The organism is Paenibacillus sp. JCM 10914, from assembly GCF_001315105.1.
Lineage (GTDB): Bacteria > Bacillota > Bacilli > Paenibacillales > Paenibacillaceae > Paenibacillus_AQ.
In genome coordinates this window covers 1-21,824 of record NZ_BAZR01000050.1, presented here as the reverse complement: position 1 = coordinate 21,824, position 21,824 = coordinate 1, and the positions used below count along the sequence as shown (strand labels likewise).

The following is a 21,824-nucleotide window of genomic DNA, read 5'->3' as shown; positions in this document are numbered from 1 at the left end:
AGGTTATGAACAGCAATTTGCGGCCAGTCGGGATTATTGGCACTGGTAAATATGTGCCTGAGAAAATATTAACGAATCATGATTTGGAACAAATGGTAGAGACCAGCGACGAGTGGATCGTATCCCGTACGGGTATTCGTCAGCGTCATATCGCGGCTCCAGATGAAGCAACTTCCGATCTGGCATACCATGCAGCTGTGAACGCATTGAAGTCGGCGGGCATGCATGCGAGGATCTTGAACTTATTATTGTAGCCACCATTACACCGGATATGTTCTTTCCTTCTACCGCATGCTTGCTCCAGGATCGGCTCGGGGCGAAGAAGGCGGCGGCGTTTGACCTATCAGCAGCATGTTCTGGATTTGTATATGGGCTCGCGACGGCTACCAATTTCGTGAAGACCGGAATGTATAATAATGCGCTTGTTATCGGTGTGGATTGCTTGTCTCGAATTACGGATTACAGTGATCGTAATACGTGTGTGTTATTCGGTGATGGTGCCGGTGCCGCTATCGTAGGCGAAGTGCCTGAAGGCCGAGGGTTCCAAGCGTTTGATCTCGGTGCGGAAGGGGCAGGGGGTGCCCATCTGTACATCGAGGCAGGCGGCTCGAAGGTGCCGGCATCGGTTGAGACTGTTAATTCGGGTAAACACTATATCTATATGAATGGACGCGAAGTGTTTAAATTCGCCGTTCGTGTGATGGGCTCGGCAACAGAAACGGTTTTGGCCAAGGCTGGAATCGACAAGCAGGATATTGACTTATTCGTACCTCATCAAGCGAATATTCGAATTATTAAATCGGCGATGGAACGTTTGGAACTGCCTGAAGATAAGGTAGTGATCAATGTGGATAAATATGCCAACACTTCTGCCGCATCCGTACCGCTTGCACTCGTGGAGGCGCAAGAGTCCGGAAGACTGAAAGAAGGAGACAAAGTCCTGATGGTAGGCTTTGGCGGTGGATTAACCTGGGGCGCTTCCGTCCTTGTATGGTAGTCATAAAAATAAAGAATTGATGCGTGAATAGAGGAAGGGAGCCAGCGTAATTGGGTAAAACAGCATTTATATTTCCAGGTCAAGGGGCTCAATCCGTGGGCATGGGCAAGGATGTCTTCGACGCTTTGCCGTCCGTGCGAGCGATTTATCAAGCTGCGGATCATGCATTGGGATTCCCGCTAAGCTCCATGGTCTTTAATGGGCCTGATGCGGATCTGAAACAAACAGCCAATACACAGCCAGCACTGCTGGCCACAAGCATGGCTTATTTGGAGGCTATTACGGACAAGGGACTGACCCCGGATTATGTTGCCGGCCATTCGTTAGGAGAGTACAGTGCACTAGTGTGTGCTGGCGTGCTCTCTTTCGAAGAGGCGGTGACGATTGTCAGAGCTCGCGGTGAATACATGGAAGCCGCGGTTCCGGGCGGTCAAGGTGCCATGGCCGCGGTTCTGGGCGCGGAGCGCGAAGCGCTGGCTGAACTGTGCCAGACCATCACAGACGCCGGACATGTTGTGGAGCTTGCGAACATGAACTGTCCTGGTCAGATCGTGATCTCCGGCTCAGCCGAAGGGGTTGCAGAAGCGGCGGCAAGAGTTAAGGAGGCCGGAGGCAAACGGGCGATACCGCTCGAAGTCAGCGGACCTTTCCATTCCTCCTTGATGAAGGGCGCAGCGGATCGTCTCGCCGACAAACTGGAGGCGGTCACGTTTAAGAATCCGGAAGTATCGGTGGTGGCGAACGTCACGGCACGTCCTGTGGATTCGTCTACAGAACTTCGCGACTTGCTTGTAGAGCAGGTGTATTCTCCTGTGCTGTGGCAGGATAGCGTGGAATGGATGATCGGCCAAGGGGTAGATACGTTTATCGAGATTGGTCCGGGAAGCGTGCTTGGCGGCTTGATCAAGAAGATTGATCGTTCCGTGAAGGTGATACAGGTTAACAGTTTGGACAGTGTGAATATGCTTGAATCCGTTCTGTAAACGGTAACGGTTGTGTGTAACTTCATCCTAGAAGGGAGGAAATAAGTATGAATGAAGCGCTTAAAGGACAGACTGCGCTTGTTACGGGTGCATCCCGGGGCATAGGCCGCAGCATCGCGCTCGGGCTTGCTGATCTGGGCATAAATGTCGCTGTCAATTATGCAGGAAGCGAAGCTGCCGCGGCAGAGGTTGTGGAAGCGATTCGTGCCAAAGGCGTCTCAGCCATTGCGGTTAAAGCCAACGTCGGAGTTATGATTGAAGCCGATGAGATGGTTAAACAGGTGCTGGAGACTTTTGGCCGCATAGATATTTTGGTGAATAATGCGGGCATCACCAGGGATAACCTGATTATGCGGATGAAAGAAGAAGAATTCGACCAAGTGATTGAGACGAATCTCAAAGGGGTATTCAACTGTCTAAAGGCAGTGACCCGTCCGATGATGAAACAGCGCTATGGCCGCATTATCAACATCTCCTCTGTCGTAGGTGCACTCGGTAATCCGGGGCAATCTAACTATGTTGCCGCGAAGGCGGGTGTGATTGGGTTAACCAAATCAGCAGCGAGAGAATTGGCTTCACGTGGGATTACGGTGAACGCTGTCGCTCCCGGATTCATTGATACCGATATGACACGAGAGCTTTCTGAGGATATGCGCGAGAGCTTGCTCGGCGGAATCCCGCTCGCACGTCTCGGTCAACCTGAAGAGATTGCCGGCGTCGTATCGTTCCTGGCATCTGCCAGTGCTTCATATATGACTGGACAAGTGCTGCATGTCGATGGCGGAATGTACATGTAACGTGCATCTCGCAACTAGAATTAGCGGGTAGTATATAGGAGTTAGACAAGCTGTTACTAGGCTTGAGAACGCCTGTATAGAGCCGGCTAGAACACTCTGGCAGCCAACTGCCGGAACTTCATTTGTTTTCAAAATGCCTTCTATGGCAATTTGAAGTTATATCTCGTATAATGACCAAGAGGAGGTGAGCCGGATGTCCGATGTATTGGAACGCGTGAAACGCATCGTTGTCGACCGCCTGGGTGTTGACGAAGCCGACGTGACACTAGAAGCATCTTTCAAAGATGACCTTGGAGCTGATTCTCTCGATGTAGTTGAATTGGTAATGGAATTGGAAGATGAGTTTGATATGGAGATCTCTGATGAAGATGCAGAGAAAATTACGACCGTAGGTGAAGTTGTAAATTACATACAATCTCATACCTAAGTCATAAACTGATAAGTCCCGTTCTTTAGCAAGGCGGGACTTCTCCACATTCATTCAAGCTCCACGTGTAACGAGTGATAGATTATTACTGATCTTGCTGCATATGAAACGTGCACCAAATATCACATTCATAGAACAAGAGACAGTCTATATAGAGGTGAGTGCTGCTTTGAAACAAAGAGTCGTTGTAACAGGTATGGGAGTCATGACCTCCATCGGTCAAGATCTGGATACATTCTGGAATAGCTTGATGGAAGGCAGGTCCGGGGTATCCCGTATTGAGTCATTTGATGTAAGTGATTACACAACACAGATTGCCGCGTCGATGAAGGAATTCAATCCTGAGGATTATATGGATCGCAAAGAAGCGCGCAGAATGGACCGTTTCGTCCAGCTTGCTTGTGCCGCAGGAGCGAAAGCGCTTGAGGACAGCGGACTGAAGATCGGTGAGAACGCTGAGGCTGAAAGGGTCGGCGTATCCATCGGTTCTGGTATCGGCGGTCTCGGAACATGGGAAGATCAACATAACATTTTGTTGGAAAAGGGTCCAAAGCGCGTCAGCCCTTTCTTTATTCCGATGATGATTGCGAATATGGCGTCCGGCCAAATGTCCATTAATCTCGGTGCGAAGGGACCCAACACGACGCAAGTTACGGCATGTGCAACGGGGACGCATTCGATCGGAGATTCCTACCGACTGATTCAACGCGGCGATGCCGACGTTATGGTCTGCGGGGGAGCGGAAGCGACGATCCGTCCGACGGGGATGGCTGGCTTCTGCGCCATGCGGGCTATGTCTACCCGTAACGATGAGCCGGAGAAAGCCAGTCGTCCGTTTGATACGGGTCGCGACGGGTTTGTCATGGGTGAGGGAGCTGGCGTGCTTGTCATCGAATCGCTTGAGCATGCCATCAAACGCGGCGCCACGATTTATGCCGAGGTTGTCGGTTATGGGTTAAGTGCCGATGCCCATCATATTACGGAGCCAGATCCGGATGGAGCTGCACGCTGTATGAAGATGGCCATCCGCGATGCCGGTATTTCTCCGGAGGATGTTGACTACATCAATGCACACGGAACTTCTACACCGGTCGGTGACCGTTCCGAGACCAAGGCCGTCAAGATGGCCCTTGGCGATCATGCATATAAAGTTGCCGTGAGTTCCACGAAGTCGATGACAGGCCATCTGCTTGGAGCAGCTGGCGGCGTGGAAGCCGTTATATGCGGGCTGAGTTTGAAATATCAGACCATTGCACCGACCATTAATCTGGAGGATCAGGATCCCGAATGTGATCTTGACTACGTGCCGAATCATCCGCGCAAGGCTGATTTAGATGTGGTTATGTCCAATTCATTCGGATTTGGCGGGCATAATGCTACGATTATCCTGAAAAAATATGCCGAGTAAGGGGACAGTGTGTTGAGTGGAGATCTGAAGCAGTTACAGCATAAACTTCATATCCAGTTTCGTAATGCCACACTGCTGAAGCAGGCCTTTACCCACGCTTCTTATGTTAACGAGCATCGCTTTAGTCAGAATCAGGACAATGAGCGTCTGGAGTTTTTAGGAGATGCGGTTCTGGAACTGACGGTCAGCGAATTTTTGTACAACCTTTTTCCGGATCGGCCGGAAGGAGAATTGACCAAGCTGAGGGCGGCGATCGTCTGCGAGCCCTCGCTGGTCCAATTCGCTGTAGGTCTGGATTTTGGACGCTATGTTCTGTTAGGCAAGGGAGAGGAAATGACGGGGGGAAGAACCCGGCCTGCTCTGCTAGCTGATGTGTTTGAATCATTTGTAGGTGCGCTTTATCTGGATCAGGGACTGGAGGCGGTTCGCCAATTCTTGAGCGACCATGTCTTCCCGACGGTGACCGTGAACGGTCGTCCGCAAATGAGCGATTACAAGACCGAGCTTCAAGAACTTACACAGCATCATGGTATGGGTGCATTGGAATATCGTATTGTGGAAGAGCGTGGGCCAGCCCATGAGCGGGAGTTTGTCTCTGAAGTATATATGGGAAGCGAATGTCTTGGACGCGGCAGTGGACGTTCCAAGAAGGAAGCCGAGCAACAAGCGGCGGCAGTAGCTTTGAAGCAGCTGAAGCATACCGATGTCTAACGCTTCGCGTGCTGCTTAGGACAAACAAAGAGCAAAGAGCAGTCAGGCGGTTAACCGACCAAGGTAGGATGACTGTTTTTTGCTCTTTTCGTTGTCTAGGGCTATCCCTTAGCGACAAGGTCGCCAGAAGATGGCAGTGAAGCCGATTCTACTTGTGGTACAATAGCAGGAGAGGTGAGAGGTCGAATATGTTTTTGAAACGGATCGAGTTAGCAGGGTTTAAATCGTTTGCCGACAAGACAGAGATGGAGTTTGTGCGCGGAATTACGGCTGTTGTTGGCCCGAATGGCAGTGGCAAGAGCAATATTTCGGACGGCATTCGCTGGGTGCTCGGCGAACAAAGCGCCAAATCGCTGCGAGGCGGCAAGATGGAAGACATCATTTTTGCCGGTAGTGATGCGCGTAAAGCGGTCAACTTCGGCGAGGTGTCGCTGACGCTGGATAACGAGGACCATGTGCTGCCGCTTGACTTCAATGAGGTGACGGTAACCCGGCGAGTGCATCGCAGCGGTGACAGCGAATATTTTATTAACAGGCAATCCTGCCGATTGAAGGATATTACAGAGTTGTTCATGGATACCGGCATCGGCAAGGAAGCTTACTCCATCATTGGACAAGGACGTATCGAGGAAATCCTCAGTACACGATCAGAAGATCGCCGGGGTATATTCGAGGAAGCTTCCGGGATCGTTAAATATAAATCTCGTAAGAAGGAATCCGTCCGCAAGCTCGACGAGACGGAGCAGAACCTGCTTCGCATCCATGATCTGGTCACGGAGCTTGAGGATCAGATCGGCCCGCTTAAAGATCAGTCGGAGAAAGCTATAACGTACAAGCGGCTTCGTGAGGAGTTAAAACATAAAGAAATCTCGTTATACGTGTACCAGATTGAGCAGATACATACTGCCTGGAGCGAGGCTAACACCAAGCTTGAGAAGTTAAAGGAAGAGCAGCTAACGCTATCCACCGTGGTATCTGCACATGATGCCAAGCTAGAAAGCGACAGGTCGTCTTTGCGACAGCTGGAGCAGGAAGTTGAAGACCTGCAGAGTCAACTACTGCAATTTAGCGAGTGGTTTGAGAAGAGCGAGGGTCACGGTGAGGTGTTGAAGGAACGGCGCCGCAATCTGGAGCGATCACGCGAGCAGCTTGAAGATAGCGTGAACTCTGGCGGCCAACGACTGGATGAGCGCACGCAGGACCTTGGGCGCATGAAGGGCAAGCTGGAAGAGCTCCAGCTTGAACTAAGTCAGGTGCGAGATCAGTTATCCGCCGAGGAGGCGAAATTGGTCGGGGTTACTGGAGGAATAAGTCAGCAGCAAGAAGAGAGCTTGAAGGGCAATTTGCTTGAGCTCATGAATCAAATGGCACAGGCACGCAACGAAATACGATACGCCGATCAGCAGCAGGAAGCACTGGAACGCCGAATGAACCGGGCGCAAGAGGAATCCGGCAAGTGGGAAGCGCAGAAGGAGCAGTTGCTTCAACGTAAAGAAACAATTGATCGCAGCATTGAGCGTCTTGGACGGGAAATCTCCGATCTTCGCAGCGGATACATCAGCGAGAGCGAGCGTTATCAGTCCTTACAACGATTGCTGGACGAGACTCAGGGAGCTACGCGCAAGTGGGAGCAGAAACGAGAAGCGCAAATATCCCGTCGCGATACGATGAAAGAACTTCAGGATGATTTTGACGGATTCATGCTGGGCGTTAAGGAAGTGCTTAAGGCATCCCGCAAATCGGTGCTCCACGGTGTTCATGGCGCCGTTGCACAACTCATACGCGTACCCGAGAGACTTGAGCTGGCGATGGAGACCGCTATGGGCGCCTCGGTACAGCACATCGTGATGGAGAATGAGACGGTTTCAAGACAAGCTATTTCCTTTTTGAAACAGCGTCAATTGGGCAGGGCCACGTTCTTACCGCTCGATGTTATTCGCCCGCGTAGCGTATCCTCATCTGACCGTTCCCTGGCGGAGGGTGAAGCGGGATTCGTTGGCTTTGGCTCGGAGTTGGTGCAGTTTGATCCGAAATACAGCAATATCGTTGGCAGCTTACTGGGGAATGTCGTCATAGCCGAGACCTTGGAACAGGCGAATAAGATAGCCGCCAGATTCTCTTATCGCTTTCGAGTCGTTACGCTTGAAGGTGACGTCGTTAATGCCGGCGGCTCGATGACAGGCGGCAGCCATCATAAGAAAACGAATAGTCTGCTGGGCCGCAAGCGTCAACTGGAGCAGTTGGACCAGGAAATTCGTGAGACGGAGAAGCAGTTGGAGAAGCTTCAAAAGGGATTGGAAGACGTGCGCCTGCAAATGGAACAAGCGCAGGACAAGCTTGATGAATTAAGGCAGGCCGGGGACGACAAGCGCGTGGAAGAGCAGCAAGCGGCCGGCGACCGTAAGCAACTCGAACATGAATTGCGCCACGTCTTGGAGCAGGCTGAACTGGCTGGCGAGGAGAAGAGCAGTCAGGAACAGGAAGCCAAGGGGATCAGCGATAGTCGTGCGCGTGCTGTTAAGCAATTGACTGAGCTTGAGAATGAGGAGAAGTCTACGCATCAAGCGATTCAGGCTGCGGAATTTGCCCGCAAAGCGAACGAGTCCGCCAAGGAGGAGCTTCAGAGCCAGCTGACTGTGCTCAAGGTTCGCGAAGGTAAGCTGGATCAGGAAACCTTCTCCATTGAAGAGCAGCTCAAGCGACTTCAATCCGATGTGGATAATCATGAGAAGCAGCAGAAACAGAACCGAACGATGCTGGCTTCGGTTCAAGCGGATCTGGCACAGAATGAGCAGGAGAGCGTAAAACAGATCGAAGATCTGAATCAATACAAGCTCAATAAGGAAGAAACTGCACAGCAGCTTGATTTCAAGCGGGCGGCTCGCAGCGCTTTAAGCCGCAAGCTGGAGCTTGAGGAGAGCGAGACGAAGGAGCAGCGAACTCAGCTTCGGGCTGTGGATGATCAATTGCGGCAGACGGAGATTGGTGTCAACCGCTTGGATGTTGAATTGGAGAACATCTTGAAGAAGCTCAGCGAGGATTATGAGCTCAGTTACGAGCTTGCGAAGCAGCGTTATCCGATTCCGGAGGACGTGCCTTCGGCGCAGGCTGAAGTCAGGGACTTGAAACGTTCGATCACGCTGCTTGGGGACGTGAACCTCGGCGCGATTGAAGAATATGAGCGTGTCAATGAGCGCTATCAGTCTTGAGCGAACAGAAGGCAGATTTAGTCGAAGCAAAAACGACGCTGTACCAAGTCATTAAGGAAATGGACGATGAGATGTCCAAGCGCTTTAAGACGACGTTTGACGCGATACGCCGTGAATTCGGAACGGTATTCACGAAGCTGTTCGGCGGTGGTCGGGCGGATCTGGTCCTGATAGATCCCGAGCGGCTCCTGGAAACGGGAATCGACATCGTCGCACAACCGCCGGGCAAGAAGCTGCAGAATCTTCAGCTTCTGTCAGGGGGAGAACGTGCTCTGACCGCAATGGCCTTGTTATTTGCGATACTGCAGGTGAAGCCGGTTCCGTTCTGTGTTCTGGACGAGGTCGAGGCAGCACTGGACGAAGCGAATGTAACACGATTCGCGCAGTATCTTCGTGAATTCTCCGAGCAGACCCAGTTTATCGTAGTAACACACCGCAAGGGAACGATGGAAGAGGCTGATGTCTTGTACGGTGTGACGATGGAGGAAGGCGGCGTATCGAAGCTCGTATCGGTGAAACTGGAGAATGATGAAGCCGAGATTGCTTAAATACATGAGTACAGGAATATATGTTTAACGACGCGGAGGGAACCTATGAGTTTTTTAAGAAGCTAAAAGAGAGTATTTCCAGTAAGACGGAGAACGTGACGAAGCAGTTCCGCGATGGTCTGGAGAAAACCCGTAAAGTTCATTGAGAAGGTATCGGATCTCGTTATCCGGCGCAAAAAGATTGATGAAGAATTCTACGAAGAGCTTGAGGAGATTCTGATCGGTGCCGATGTTGGGGTGAATACCGTTATGGAACTGATGGATGACCTGCGAGATGAGGTGAGGAAGCGCCGGATCGAGGATGCGGCTGATCTGCAGCCTGTGCTGTCCGAGAAGCTGATGGGGCTTCTGCGCGATGACAGCAGTAATGAGCTGCGCTACAATCCGGATGGGATTACGGTCATCCTCTTTGTCGGAGTGAATGGTGTCGGTAAGACGACGACGATTGGGAAGCTGGCTCACCGCTATAAGCAGGAAGGCAAAAAGGTGCTGCTTGCGGCAGGAGACACCTTCCGCGCGGGCGCGATTGAGCAGCTCGAAGTATGGGGGCAGCGCGTGGGGGTCGAGGTGATCAAGCAGCAGCCCGGATCAGATCCGGCAGCGGTGATGTTTGATGCCGTTCAAGCTGCCAAACAGCGTCAAGCCGATGTGCTGCTCTGTGATACGGCGGGCCGACTACAGAATAAAACGAATCTGATGGAAGAGCTGAATAAAATCTTCCGCGTCATTCAGCGTGAAATCCCAAGCGCGCCGCATGAAGTGTTAATGGTGCTTGACGCTACAACGGGTCAGAATGCGTTGAGTCAAGCGAAGCTGTTCGGCGAGAAGAGCGGCGTAACCGGTCTTGTTCTGACCAAGCTGGACGGAACAGCCAAGGGCGGTATCGTCATTGCGATCAGACAAGAGCTGAACCTGCCGGTGAAGCTGGTTGGTCTTGGAGAAAAGATGGGAGATCTGCAAACCTTCGATTCAGAACAGTTCGTTCATGCCTTGTTCGCAGGCTTGATTAAAGAGGAAGAAGGCAGTGCTGAACAGACGGAGTAATATCTACTGATTGTTCAAAAAAATGACGGTGTAGGGATATCCCTACACCGTCATTTTGTGCATTCGGATTTATAAGCCGGCGACCTCAAGGTTCGCCTCACCTTGGAGGGGACCACGAAGCAGAACACGTCCGAATCCCGGTTGTTTATCCTCTGTGCAGATACCCGCATCGGCTCCGAACGAAGGCGATTGAGAGATGCCGAATCAGGCACTGTATACTCCCGTAATGCCGCATAAACATGACATTCCCACGGACAGTTTGGCGAGCTGACGAGAAGAGTAAAAAAGAGATAGAATGTCCGTGTTACGTAAAAGGATGCATATGTGCAGTTATTTTCAGCGGATTCTATCATTTCAACAGAAAAAGATGCAAAAATGCGGGTTTTTAGTCCCCATTCGTTCGATTAGCTCTGATCTGAGTGAAAAAACCTGCATATTTGCAGGTTTATAGTAAATATCGCTGCTTCGGCTCAGTAATTCCTGCATATTTGCAGGAATTGCTTTCACTCGTGATACTAACAGGCGTTCGCCACGAACTTAAGGAGCGATGCGTGCACGGAGTGTCTAATAAAAACAAGAGATATGAAGCAAGAAGATATGAAGCAATTAGCAAGAAGGGGTGTCTAGCAAGATCAAAGATCTTGGAACAGCCCCTTTAGATTGTTTTATGAAGCTACGATCCGTACAAATTCAATGGAGCGAAGCGGAATAACGGCGGTGTCAGTAGGAGGGCCGTAGATGATAGGCGGTACTTTGAGTGTTATGGTACCTTCACCGACGTTGGTAAGCGTTCCGATTACGACATCACCTGATACGGCGACTTCTGTTTCTGATCCGATAAAACCTCGGAGCCAATCTGTGTAATGCATATACGATTCCTCCTTGCAGTCAGGGTAGATATTCAAAAATGCCCTTGGACTTTACTGGACATAGGTTATGTTACTGAACGGAATTAACACCAGGTCACCCGACGCCTCACGGAGCTGTACACCATCATCCGCCGTTGCGAGAACAACGCCTTCCAGGGTGACGAAGGTTGTGCTAACCCGAACTTGTTGTCCGGTGCGCACTTCGAAATAATGGATCAGCTCCGGAATTACGGGCAGACCGGATATAACTTGACTCTCCAGTGATTCCACCCGTTCGGTCAACTCACCTGTTTGTTGACTGAGAAGTTCAACCTGACGCGATAACGTTCGGACTTTGGCGGCAAGTTTTCTGCCGAACAGGAAACAACACATGCTCATTTCTCCTCTCTGCTTTACTGCTGGAAGTGATGCTCGATATGACGCTTTAGATCCTTGAGTGATGCGGTGCTTCGGGCTTCAGCAGCTCGAATTAAAGGCATAGCTTGACGAACGCGATCTCGTCCGTGGCGAAGGAATTGCTCGGTTCTATCGATGAGTGCCTCGAGCGGCTGGCGATAATCCGTAAAGTATGCACCAAGGCCGAAAGAGCTCAGCAAGCTGTTCACTTTACCCATCGTGCTAAGCGCGAGCACAGGCTTTCCGCCTCGAAGTGCCGCGAGCGAGGGATGAAGTTTAAAAGATATTAAATAGTCAACCGATTGGATGAAGCGATATGTCAGTTCGATATCCATGAGGAACGGCAACGTCTCAATAGAAGCGGAAGGCGAGATTTCTCGAACATTACGCTGCAATTTCAAGCATGTGTCATAATCGGAGTAAGCGTTGCCCGGATGATGAATAACCGGGATTAATACGGCATGGTAACCGTGTGATATCAGATGAGCCAGCAGTTTAATCATATTAGCCATTGGGAAAGATTCGTATGCGAATACAACGATGCCTATAGTGGGGCGTGCTGAGAATCGCTGTACCGGAATCTCCGGCTCACGGTAGCCGAACACCATATCGGGCGCGGTCTCCACATGCTGATGAAATCGAGCACGGGTAGCGATAGCCGAGGACCGTTCATCTCGAAACACTGCCCGCTGCGCTTTGGATATCATGTCACGGTATGCAGAGACTTGTTCCTCTGGCCATGTGTGTTCAGGATAGGCGTCTACGATGCCGACTCCGTATACCCACGTAGGCTGATCCTTCAGTTGTGAGGGGAAGTAATAGCGATTGAACGAGTAAGGCGTGATCAGATCGCCTCCACCAATGATAAAAGCATCGGTTTGACGCACATCCAGTCTCGCATTCCATGGATAGACGTGATGATCATGAAATACTTGCCGGAGCGTGTGCAGGAACAGGTCATCTCCGAAATTGCCCATTCCGTAGTAGCCGGATGCTGCAATATGCATCAGGTGCCACCTCCTTCATGTTCAAGCGTTGATAACGAATTGAAACCCTGGTTGACTCGGTGTTGCCACTCCTTAAATAAATGACGGTTACGCTGACTGATGCTGCCGGAATAGATTACTCGATGGTATACGAGTGCTGGGCTTACAAGAAGACGATATTGTTTCAGAATTCTGGCAGTAAGTTCAATGTCTTCGAATATTCTGCCGTAAGCATCTTCCCGTTTCCACCACCCTCCGACAGCAACCAGCGCTGATCGGCGGTACATTCTGGGGACGATGGGCCGGGCTGTAAGTGGCTCCCGTTCGCTTAGGTGATGCGCGAGTCCTTCCGAAAGTGGGCCTGCGACTACTCCCCTCCATCGCGGCCCTACCTGCTTGGAGCGTTCCCATAAACCGTATTGACCCGTAGCCATTCCTGACTCCGTTGAACGTTCCAACTGCAGCACCAACGCCGCCAAGCTGCCGGGTGTAAGCCAGTCATCCCCATCCAGCTCCAGCACGTACCTTCCCTTAGCTTCGCCAAGCAATTTATTCATCATGGCAGCTTTACCGCGATTATGTGGCTGCGTGAATACGCGGATTCGATTGTCATGAATGGAGTACGCTTCTTTAAGGCTCTCATCTCCCGATCCGTCATCGCCGATTAACAGCTCCCATCGAGTGAAGGTCTGGGCCATTACGGAACGAACGCTCCAGCCAAGTGTATCTGCCATATCGTGAATGCTCATCAGAATCGATACGACCGGTGTTGGATCGGGGGAGGGCATGATTGAATCTGGTTCGCCTCCGTCCGAATCACTCAGACTGGTCACTGCCAAGATGGGCCTGACATGATCCGATTCCTGCGCAGTGTACGAATGAAGTGGTGAATCAGAGTTAGTCGCCACAACGTGATTCCACACTCGATTCGGGTCTTGTGGTATCACATCATACGGCAAAAAACGCGCAGCAGGAAGCCTTCCATTCCACCGGGGCAGACAGGAAAGAAGCCAGTCTCTTTTCCAGTAGAGGGGAGTGCTGTTTGTCCATATACAAACGGTTTGGGCCGGTATCTGCAAGGGCTGCGGGAGTTCTGCTAATCGGTCTCCGGCGGATCGGGGAATCGTTAGATCATTCCTCCATATCAGCCACTCTGAGTCCGTGCTTGTAACCTCTTGTAGAACACGATCGCAATACGCTTTCGTATCCAAAGTTCGGTATCCGAACGGCCTGCTGCGAAGCAAGTGATAGTCTCTGGTCAATGCTTTGAGCTGCCTTTGGCAAGGATCGCTTGCTTGATGACCTGATCAGCGGCGTGGCCGCGTTCAATCCAGCGGTTCTCCCGGGCATATGCGATGCGCGCTTGTCGATCTTTTGTGGCGTCGGGACTTTGCAGCATAGCCCCCAGCTTGTTGAGAAAGTCTCGGTGTGTTGTGGCTGTGGTCACATGCGGTTCCATGGCAATGCATTCGGGCAAGGCTGTCGACAAGACTCGTACACCTGCTGCCATATATTCATAAGCTTTTACCGGGTTAGTTGCGAGTGTGATCGGGTGATATTGGAACGGAATTAGTGCAATGTCGATATGGGAGAGGTAACGCTTGAGTTCTTGGTGGGGTTTTTCACCGAGTATATGAACATTTGCGAGCTTCGAATAATCGCCGGAGCTTCCGTAGGGAGCTCCTATTGAGACGAATTGCACGTTCGGAAACTGCTCAGCAGCCTTGGCAAATAACTCATGATCCACCCAATAAGCCCATGCTCCGATATAAGCGACAACAGGTCCTGGCGGCAGATCAGCAGGTCTTGTTGTTTCGGGAATATGAAAAAAGGACGCATCTGCTCCATTGGGGATCAAAGTTAGCGGTTTGTCAGGATAAGCGAGCGACAAGCGGGTATGGATCACATCGGCCGTGCAGACGACATGGTCTGCTTCGTCAATCATCTTGGGCTCGTATTTGGCCCAGTGTGGAAACTCGTCACAGCAATCGTAGATCGTGAGATCAGGGTTATACAGCGTTGAGATACGGGTGCGCAGTTTGGACCATGTTGTCCAGACGACGACGGGATTCTCCTTTCTGAGGACGGGCAGCTTTTTGTGCAAAAATGTTTTGGTATCTGTAAACAGATACACGTTCGGTTCAACTTCACGGAACTCTTTGTCTAATGGCGCCAGGTTTTCGAAGAAAACCTGATGACCAAGCGAGCCTAATTGACTCATCAACTGCTGCGGTCTTTGTTTCATATAGGACCAGTTCATCGTTCTCGGATAGATGATAACAGCCAAGAGGTTTCCTCCTTTCTTTTGTGCTGCGTTTAATATATGCAATACTAGCTTGCTAGAAGTGGACGATTGAGCAAGAAACCGAAAAAATAGTCGGTTATTCCGCGATTAAGGCGCAAGGCCAGAACGATTCTATGAAACTTCCATATACTGCTAAAGGTATGCCTTGGGAGTGAATACAATAGAGATGCGAGTGAAGGAGTGTAGGATATCATGACGACCAAAAAAATACTCATCATATTCGGAACGCGCCCGGAAGCGATTAAAATGGCACCTTTAGTGAAGGAATTAGAATCCACTCCAGGGTTTACGCCCGTCGTTTGTGTGACCGCCCAGCATCGGGAGATGCTGGATCAAGTGCTGAGTTTCTTCCAAATCGAGGCTCAGATGGACTTGGACTTGATGAAACAAGGACAAACGCTATATAGTCTTAGCGCGGATCTATTGAAGGGGATGGAAGCGATATTTCGAGCGGATCAGTATGATCTCGTGCTGGTTCACGGAGATACGACTTCAGCTTTGATTGGTGCGCTGGCGGCCTATTATTCCAAAGTACCGATCGGTCACGTGGAGGCAGGGCTGCGAACGTACGACAAATACGCGCCTTTCCCTGAAGAGATGAACCGGGAGTGGATCGGAAGGGTTGCCGATCTTCATTTCGCTCCGACGCCTCAGGCAGCGGAACAGCTACGGAAGGATAACCGCACAGAACACATCTATGTTACAGGGAACACGGGCATCGACGCCATGAACTGGACGCTGAAAGCACCGTTTCATCATCCGATTCAGAATTCATTGCGCAGCGACACGCGCTGGGTATTGCTGACGATGCATCGGCGCGAGAATTGGGGGGAGCCGATGCGGCAAGTGTTCGAGGCTGTCAAGGCTGTGGTGCAAGAGCACTCGGATCTCGAGGTGATTTACCCTGTTCATCCCAACCCGATCGTCCAGCGCGCCGTTGCCGAGGTTCTTGGAGGTCATGAGCGGATTCACTTGACGGAACCATTGGACGTGGTGGATTTGCATCATATCATGAAGCGTTCCTATATCGTATTGACTGATTCCGGCGGCATCCAAGAGGAAGCGCCTGCCCTAGGCAAGCCGGTGCTGGTTCTAAGAGAGAAGACGGAACGACCAGAGGTATAACGGCTGGAACATTGCGATGCGTTGGAACGAACAAGGATACGGTGTACGAGGCCATGAAACAGTTATTGTCTAATCGACAGGTGTATGAGAGCATGTCCAGCGCTAGCAATCCGTTTGGCGATGGTATGGCTTCACGCCAAATCGTAAGTGCAATCACCGGTTTCTTCCAAGAGGGAGCAGGCTGATATGCGGGCTTTGCTGGATTTTGTATGCGCGTAAAGTTTATAATGTAGATAATACTACGTAGTTGAAAGGATATTGGTCATGGCTAATACGTACACCTATCCGCGCAGAGAAGAAATCGCAAACGCAATTACACATGGTATCGGTGCGGCACTTAGTGTTGCAGCGCTGGTGCTGTTGATCGTATTTTCGAGTCTGAAGGGCAGTGCCTGGCATGTGGTGAGCTTCACGATCTACGGCACAACGATGCTGCTGCTTTATATAGCTCAACGCTGGTTCATGGCTTGAGGGATGGAAAAGCGAAGGATTTCTTTGAGTTCATGGACCATTCATCGATTTACTTATTTATCGCAGGGACCTATACACCGTTCTTGCTTGTAGCCATACGCGGACCGCTGGGCTGGAGCCTCTTCGGCATCGTGTGGGGCATTGCGTTGTTCGGCTGCATTTTCAAAGCCTTCTTCGTTAAGAAGTTCCTGTTCCTGTCCACGATATTCTACGTTGCCATGGGTTGGCTGATCGTAATTGCCTGGAAACCGCTGACGGCAGTCGTAGCTGCGCAGGGAATGAACTTGCTCGTACTCGGGGGAGTTTTATACACGCTCGGAACGATATTTTATGTCTGGAGAGGCTTTCCGTACCATCACGCCATATGGCATTTGTTCGTGTTGGCGGGTTCGATTTTGCACTTCTTTGCCATCTTGATCTATCTGCTCCCGATCGGTTGAACGAGCGGTTATAGCATGCTGCAAAGCCACTTAAAGGATGACAAGCATAATGGCTTGACATCCTTCTTTGTTTTTTGTATGATTAGTTTCGTTAAGTGAACTGTAAAGTGTTTTTCCTTGACGAGGAGGTGCGTTTAATGAGTCAAGAGAACCGACTCGAGAAGACGAACCGGATTAATTTATTGTTTGATTTCTATGAACAGTTGTTGACCGAGAAACAACAGACCTTTCTGAAATATTATTTCCATGACGATTTTTCCTTGGGAGAGATCGCCGGTGAATTTGAGATTAGCCGTCAGGCTGTCTACGAACATATTAAGCGGGCCGAGCAAGTGCTCGAATCGTATGAAGAGAAGCTCGGACTTCTGGGTAAGCATGACGCCCGTGTTCGCGAGCTGGAGAAGCTTCGCGTCTTTGTTGAAGACAGTGATCTGGATGAACAGAATAAGCATGTGCTGACCGATATGGTTGAACGATTGAAAGTATGGGATTAAGTATGAACGGAGGTGTCGAATATGGCGTTTGAAGGATTGACTAGCAGACTGCAGAACGTATTCAGCAAGCTTCGTGGTAAGGGTAAGGTATCCGAGGAAGATGTAACAGCCGCCATGCGTGAGGTTCGGCTCGCGCTTCTTGAAGCCGACGTTAACTTCAAAGTGGTTAAGGATTTTGTATCCAAGGTGAAGGAGAAGGCCGTCGGTAAGGAAGTGATGGACAGCTTCACACCTGGCATGGTGATTATCGACATCGTGAACAAGGAAATGACGGAGCTGATGGGTGGCAGCCAAGCTAAGCTGGCTAAGAGCAACAAGCCGCCAACCGTCATCATGATGGCCGGTTTGCAAGGTGCTGGTAAGACGACGACTTCGGGTAAGCTATCCAAGCTGTTGCAGAAGCAGAACAGCCGTCCGTTGCTCGTCGCTGCGGATATTTACCGGCCTGCTGCGATTAAGCAGCTTCAAGTGCTCGGTGAGCAGATCAAGGTGCCGGTATTCTCGCTCGGAGATCAGACAAGCCCGGTCGAAATTGCGAAGCAGGGCTTGCAGCATGCCAAGGATAACGGCCATGATTATGTCATTATCGATACAGCAGGCCGCCTGCATGTCGATGAAGAATTGATGGAGGAGCTCAAGCAAATCCATCAGGTCGTAAGTCCGGACGAAGTGCTGCTCGTTGTTGATGCGATGACAGGACAGGATGCCGTGAACGTTGCGGAAAGCTTTAACCAGCAGTTGGAACTGACCGGTGTCGTATTGACGAAGCTGGATGGTGATACCCGAGGCGGTGCTGCTCTTTCTGTCAAGGCAGTAACCGGATGTCCGATCAAATTTACAGCGCTTGGTGAGAAGATTGATGCGTTAGAGCCGTTCCATCCGGAACGGATGGCGTCACGGATTTTGGGCATGGGCGATATGCTGTCTTTGATTGAGAAGGCACAGTCGAACATCGACGCGGATAAGGCGAAGGAAATGGAACGCAAGATGCGTAATGCAGAATTTACGTTCGAAGACTTCCTGGAGCAGATGGATCAAGTTAAGAAACTGGGACCTATCGATCAGTTGATGGATATGATTCCAGGCATGGGCAAGATGAAGCAAGCCAAGGATTTGAAAGTGGATGAGAAGCAGATGGGCCGCATCGAGGCCATTGTTCACTCCATGACAACGGCGGAGAAACAACAGCCGGACATCATCAATCATAACCGTCGGAAACGGATCGCTAACGGCAGTGGTACATCACTGGCCGAAGTAAATCGTCTGATCAAGCAGTTTGATGAAATGCGGCGCGTCATGAAGCAGTTCTCCGATATGATGGGTCCTAAGGGCGGCAAGAATAAAGCAATGAAACAACTTAAAGGTCTAACGGGTAAGGGCATGAAGTTCCCGTTCCGTTAAATATTGCGGGTGGAACATTTTTTGAAGGAGGTGAATTTTTAAATGGCAGTACGTATTCGTCTGAAACGCATGGGTGCTCACAAGGCTCCTTTCTACCGTGTGGTGGTATCTGATTCCCGTTCCCCACGTGACGGTCGCTTTATCGAAGAAATCGGTTATTACAACCCGGTTGCTCAACCGGCTGAAGTTAAGATCGATGAAGAGAAAGCACTGAACTGGCTTCAAAACGGTGCGCAAGCATCCGATACGGTTCGCAACTTGCTGAGCAAAGCGGGCGTAATGAAGAAGTTTCATGAACTGAAGCATCAGAAATAAAAACTGATCGCGAGGGTTATCTATGGAAGAATTAGTTCAAGTTATCGCTAAGGCTTTAGTGGATCATCCAGAAGATGTGACTGTAAAGACGGTTGAGAAGGAGCACTTGGTTGTATATGAACTGTACGTGCATCCTGACGATGTCGGGAAGGTCATAGGCAAACAAGGGCGTATCGCCAAATCACTGCGCACAGTCGTAACATCGGCGGCGGTTAAAATGGATAAACGGGTGACCGTTGATATCATTTCTTAAAATATACGAAAGGGGGTTAGGGATGCATGTCCTAACCCCCTTTCGTACATGCTGAAGAAGAAATTAACGGCAAAATCGGTTTACTGAAGTTTCATTATGTATGGCAGGAGGAAGACCATGGCTGAACAATTATTAACGGTAGGTAAAATCGTGAATACACACGGCATTCGTGGCGAGCTTAAAGTGATGCCACATACCGATTTTGCGGAACAACGCTTTGCGGTGAAGAGCAAACTGCACGTCGTTCCAGATAAAGGGAATGCGCTCCAAGTGACGGTAGAGACCTCTCGTTTTCATAAAAACATGTATGTCCTAAAGTTTAAGGAATTGCAAAATATCAACGAAGCTGAGAAGTATAAAGGCGCTTTGCTGAAGATTCCTGCGGAAATGCAGGAAGATCTGCCAGATAACGAGTATTATTTCCATGAGATTATTGGATGCAAGGTATGGACTGACGATGAACCGGCGGAAGAGTTGGGTACGGTCTCGGAGATTTTAACCCCAGGGGCGAACGACGTCTGGGTCGTCAAGACACCGAAGGGCAAAGAGATATTGCTGCCGGCCATTCCTGATGTGGTGCTAGATGTGAATAAGGAAGAAAAGCTAATCCGCGTGCATTTAATGGAAGGGTTGATATAGTTGATGCGTGTTGACGTACTAACTCTCTTCCCCGAGATGTTTGACGGCGTGTTTCACTCGAGCATTCTCGCAAGGCTGCCGAAAAGAGTATCGTGCAGTTGAATGCCATTAACTTTCGCAAGTATGCAGGAAACAAGCATAGTACGGTGGATGATACGCCCTATGGCGGTGGCGGGGGCATGGTATTAAAGCCGGACCCGATCTTCGCAGCCGTGGAGGATATTACGAAGAGTGAGGTTGGACAGGGCTCTCCCCGTATTATTCTAATGTGTCCACAGGGGGAAACATTCACGCAGAAGAAAGCCGAGGAATTATCGCGGGAAGAACATTTGGTGTTTATCTGCGGTCATTATGAGGGCTACGATGAGCGTATTCGCGAACATCTGGTAACGGATGAACTATCAATCGGGGATTATGTGCTTACGGGTGGGGAATTGCCAGCTATGACCGTAATCGATGCGGTCGTTAGATTATTGCCGGGCGTGCTGGGTAACGAGACGTCTGCCGCAACGGATTCCTTTAGCACTGGATTACTGGAATACCCGCACTACACTCGTCCGGCGGAATTCCGCAGCTGGAAGGTTCCTGACGTACTGCTTAGCGGACATCATGCCAATATCGAGATTTGGCGCAGGGAACAAGCGCTGAAACGAACTTGGGAGCGGAGACCTGAACTGCTTCGACAGATTGAGCTGTCCAAGCAGGATCGTCAATTTTTGGATAAACTTCAGCATGAAGCGAACGGAACGAATACGAATACTTCGACATAATGGCGGGACCTGCACATCTTGTGCGGGTCTTTTTTGATTTTTGGTCATCCGTAGTAAATCGCGATGATTTTTCGCATGTTAAGCCGAACCATATTCCATTACTTTGAATAATTTGGGTTAGATAGGCAACAGCGGATTAATGCTGCAGGTAAAGGAGGGTGAAAGTTGAAAAACAGAAATAAACGGAATGGTAAACGAAAGTCGGTCATTCGTGGAGTCGCATCTGGAAGAAGAAGGATTAATCAAGCAGCGGCGACCCAGTTTACAACGCTGATCGGCGAACTCACCTCATCTATTCATAGTTTCTTGGAACAACCCGTGAGTGATCAGCTTCAACGCGTCCAGCAGAACTTATTGTCGTTGAAAGATCTGATATTGGGTTTGCGATTGACGTACAGAGAAAAAAGCACGTTTACGCTTGTTATTCAACAATTCGCTGCGTTGGACGATGTTACGGATACACAGGATATCAGAATACGTTTGCATGATATCGCAGATATGTTGCGATCCCTTAGTGAACGAATCGGGCTGACCAATATTACGAATGCACTGCATGAGGTGCTGAAAGAAGATGAAGCTGTTTTAACCATAAAGCAGATGCTGCCACCATCTTCTAGTGCGATTCCGCTGCTTAATTTACTCGCGAATGTGCCGTTTTACATGATGGATGCGGTTATTCATCCGTCCGTTGATTCAAGGCAAAGATTAGGCATCGTTCTACAAGGAATTAATCAGCAAGCTGTTTTGCTCGGCACGACGGCTTCAGACCTGATTAGGCTACAATCGTCCGCGCAAGGCGTGATGACTGCAATATTACTTAGCGATACATCGCCGGGCCTACTAAATACACAATTAACTAATTATGTTAGTGTTCTTTCTTCAACGCTGGGAGCGCTTGCTATCCCGGCAACAGACCGTGAAGTTGTGTTACAGACACTGCCGGCCATTACAAGCGCGAGCGCTGAAACCATTCAGGGAATAACGATTCAGGAAGTACTAGAAAATGTACAAGGTGGAGATGGAGCTACAGGCCCGACAGGTCCTGCGGGAGCGCCAGGTCCTACTGGCCCAGCAGGAGTGCCTGGTGCCACTGGACCGCAAGGTATACCCGGTGACGTAACCGGAGCAACCGGGATAACGGGAGTCACAGGTCCAGCAGGAGTGACGGGTGACACCGGTCCGATAGGAGCTACAGGAGCGCCAGGCGTGACAGGTCCAATAGGAGTGACGGGAGCT

17 protein-coding genes and 6 pseudogenes are annotated in these 21,824 nt (G+C 50.3%); 18 read left to right on the top strand and 5 right to left on the bottom strand.

The features are described 5' to 3' along the window. Positions 1–5: 5 nt before the first annotated feature. From JCM10914_RS27305 to ftsY, 9 genes and pseudogenes are all read left to right on the top strand, one after another. Positions 6–997 (top strand): annotated as a pseudogene (locus tag JCM10914_RS27305) (beta-ketoacyl-ACP synthase III). A gap of 50 nt (positions 998–1,047) precedes the next feature. Further along, positions 1,048–1,980 (top strand): ACP S-malonyltransferase, encoded by a 933-nt coding sequence (gene fabD, locus JCM10914_RS27300; RefSeq protein ID WP_023967215.1) that lies wholly within the window; start codon positions 1,048–1,050, stop codon positions 1,978–1,980. Positions 1,981–2,027: 47 nt separating this feature from the next. Then, positions 2,028–2,777 (top strand): 3-oxoacyl-[acyl-carrier-protein] reductase, encoded by a 750-nt coding sequence (gene fabG, locus JCM10914_RS27295; protein ID WP_023967214.1) that lies wholly within the window; start codon positions 2,028–2,030, stop codon positions 2,775–2,777. A 193-nt stretch (positions 2,778–2,970) separates the two neighbouring features. Further along, positions 2,971–3,204, top strand: coding sequence for an acyl carrier protein (gene acpP / locus JCM10914_RS27290; RefSeq protein ID WP_007132116.1), 234 nt, complete (start codon positions 2,971–2,973; stop codon positions 3,202–3,204). 169 nt (positions 3,205–3,373) lie between these two features. Continuing rightward, positions 3,374–4,612, top strand: coding sequence for a beta-ketoacyl-ACP synthase II (gene fabF / locus JCM10914_RS27285; RefSeq protein ID WP_023967211.1), 1,239 nt, complete (start codon positions 3,374–3,376; stop codon positions 4,610–4,612). Positions 4,613–4,624: 12 nt separating this feature from the next. Beyond that, on the top strand, positions 4,625–5,323 hold the full coding sequence (gene rnc, locus JCM10914_RS27280) for a ribonuclease III (RefSeq protein WP_036720441.1): 699 nt from the start codon (positions 4,625–4,627) through the stop codon (positions 5,321–5,323). Between the two features lie 188 nt (positions 5,324–5,511). Next, a complete protein-coding gene (gene smc, locus JCM10914_RS27275) occupies positions 5,512–8,532 on the top strand; it encodes a chromosome segregation protein SMC (protein ID WP_023967207.1) in 3,021 nt (1,006 codons plus the stop codon). Continuing rightward, on the top strand, positions 8,529–9,080 hold the full coding sequence (locus tag JCM10914_RS32085; RefSeq protein WP_023967205.1) for an AAA family ATPase: 552 nt from the start codon (positions 8,529–8,531) through the stop codon (positions 9,078–9,080). Before smc ends, JCM10914_RS32085 begins: the two co-directional genes overlap by 4 nt. Positions 9,081–9,100: 20 nt before the next feature. Next, positions 9,101–10,124, top strand: a pseudogene (gene ftsY / locus JCM10914_RS27270) (signal recognition particle-docking protein FtsY). Positions 10,125–10,789: 665 nt separating this feature from the next. On the opposite strand, the gene JCM10914_RS27265 reads toward ftsY, so the two are convergent. The 5 genes from JCM10914_RS27265 to JCM10914_RS27245 are packed head-to-tail and all read right to left on the bottom strand — an operon-like array spanning position 10,790 to position 14,662. After that, the gene (locus JCM10914_RS27265) at positions 10,790–10,993 is read right to left on the bottom strand and encodes a hypothetical protein (protein ID WP_023967201.1); all 204 of its coding nucleotides are present in this window, start codon (positions 10,991–10,993) and stop codon (positions 10,790–10,792) included. Positions 10,994–11,044: 51 nt separating this feature from the next. Continuing rightward, complete coding sequence (locus JCM10914_RS27260) at positions 11,045–11,365, bottom strand: hypothetical protein (RefSeq protein ID WP_023967200.1); 321 nt, start codon at positions 11,363–11,365, stop codon at positions 11,045–11,047. 20 nt (positions 11,366–11,385) lie between these two features. After that, positions 11,386–12,396: a polysaccharide pyruvyl transferase family protein gene (locus JCM10914_RS27255; protein ID WP_023967199.1), complete on the bottom strand. Its 1,011-nt coding sequence runs from the start codon at positions 12,394–12,396 to the stop codon at positions 11,386–11,388. Beyond that, positions 12,396–13,637, bottom strand: a complete 1,242-nt coding sequence (locus JCM10914_RS27250) for a glycosyltransferase family A protein (RefSeq protein ID WP_023967197.1) — start codon at positions 13,635–13,637, stop codon at positions 12,396–12,398. The genes JCM10914_RS27255 and JCM10914_RS27250 overlap by 1 nt, the downstream gene beginning before the upstream one ends. Next, positions 13,634–14,662 (bottom strand): glycosyltransferase, encoded by a 1,029-nt coding sequence (locus JCM10914_RS27245; protein WP_023967195.1) that lies wholly within the window; start codon positions 14,660–14,662, stop codon positions 13,634–13,636. Before JCM10914_RS27245 ends, JCM10914_RS27250 begins: the two co-directional genes overlap by 4 nt. Before the next feature lie 210 nt (positions 14,663–14,872). Between JCM10914_RS27245 and wecB the strand changes: the two are divergent. The 9 genes and pseudogenes from wecB to JCM10914_RS29470 all read left to right on the top strand — a co-directional run. After that, positions 14,873–15,990 (top strand): annotated as a pseudogene (gene wecB, locus JCM10914_RS27240) (non-hydrolyzing UDP-N-acetylglucosamine 2-epimerase). Between the two features lie 79 nt (positions 15,991–16,069). Next, positions 16,070–16,716 (top strand): annotated as a pseudogene (locus JCM10914_RS27235) (hemolysin III family protein). A gap of 137 nt (positions 16,717–16,853) precedes the next feature. Beyond that, entirely contained in the window at positions 16,854–17,210 is a 357-nt protein-coding gene (locus JCM10914_RS27230) for a putative DNA-binding protein (RefSeq protein WP_023967187.1), read from the top strand. 21 nt (positions 17,211–17,231) lie between these two features. Further along, on the top strand, positions 17,232–18,611 hold the full coding sequence (gene ffh / locus JCM10914_RS27225) for a signal recognition particle protein (protein ID WP_023967186.1): 1,380 nt from the start codon (positions 17,232–17,234) through the stop codon (positions 18,609–18,611). Between the two features lie 42 nt (positions 18,612–18,653). Next, positions 18,654–18,926, top strand: coding sequence for a 30S ribosomal protein S16 (gene rpsP, locus JCM10914_RS27220; protein WP_006211361.1), 273 nt, complete (start codon positions 18,654–18,656; stop codon positions 18,924–18,926). A 22-nt stretch (positions 18,927–18,948) separates the two neighbouring features. Beyond that, on the top strand, positions 18,949–19,179 hold the full coding sequence (locus JCM10914_RS27215; protein WP_023967185.1) for a KH domain-containing protein: 231 nt from the start codon (positions 18,949–18,951) through the stop codon (positions 19,177–19,179). Between the two features lie 117 nt (positions 19,180–19,296). Beyond that, positions 19,297–19,818 (top strand): ribosome maturation factor RimM, encoded by a 522-nt coding sequence (gene rimM, locus JCM10914_RS27210; RefSeq protein WP_023967184.1) that lies wholly within the window; start codon positions 19,297–19,299, stop codon positions 19,816–19,818. A 3-nt stretch (positions 19,819–19,821) separates the two neighbouring features. Beyond that, a pseudogene (gene trmD, locus JCM10914_RS27205) lies at positions 19,822–20,588 on the top strand (tRNA (guanosine(37)-N1)-methyltransferase TrmD). A gap of 165 nt (positions 20,589–20,753) precedes the next feature. Next, positions 20,754–21,824, top strand: a pseudogene (locus tag JCM10914_RS29470) (collagen-like protein); the annotation flags it as partial.

What these genes read in the sequence shown, in the direction of transcription:
- JCM10914_RS27215 (WP_023967185.1), top strand. Translation starts at nt 18,949, where the DNA reads ATGGAAGAATTAGTTCAAGTTATCGCTAAGGCTTTAGTGGATCATCCA.
- JCM10914_RS27260 (WP_023967200.1), bottom strand. Translation starts at nt 11,365, where the DNA reads ATGTGTTGTTTCCTGTTCGGCAGAAAACTTGCCGCCAAAGTCCGAACG.
- smc (WP_023967207.1), top strand. Translation starts at nt 5,512, where the DNA reads ATGTTTTTGAAACGGATCGAGTTAGCAGGGTTTAAATCGTTTGCCGAC.
- rimM (WP_023967184.1), top strand. Translation starts at nt 19,297, where the DNA reads ATGGCTGAACAATTATTAACGGTAGGTAAAATCGTGAATACACACGGC.
- JCM10914_RS27265 (WP_023967201.1), bottom strand. Translation starts at nt 10,993, where the DNA reads ATGCATTACACAGATTGGCTCCGAGGTTTTATCGGATCAGAAACAGAA.
- JCM10914_RS27230 (WP_023967187.1), top strand. Translation starts at nt 16,854, where the DNA reads ATGAGTCAAGAGAACCGACTCGAGAAGACGAACCGGATTAATTTATTG.
- ffh (WP_023967186.1), top strand. Translation starts at nt 17,232, where the DNA reads ATGGCGTTTGAAGGATTGACTAGCAGACTGCAGAACGTATTCAGCAAG.
- fabG (WP_023967214.1), top strand. Translation starts at nt 2,028, where the DNA reads ATGAATGAAGCGCTTAAAGGACAGACTGCGCTTGTTACGGGTGCATCC.
- JCM10914_RS27255 (WP_023967199.1), bottom strand. Translation starts at nt 12,396, where the DNA reads ATGCATATTGCAGCATCCGGCTACTACGGAATGGGCAATTTCGGAGAT.
- acpP (WP_007132116.1), top strand. Translation starts at nt 2,971, where the DNA reads ATGTCCGATGTATTGGAACGCGTGAAACGCATCGTTGTCGACCGCCTG.
- rpsP (WP_006211361.1), top strand. Translation starts at nt 18,654, where the DNA reads ATGGCAGTACGTATTCGTCTGAAACGCATGGGTGCTCACAAGGCTCCT.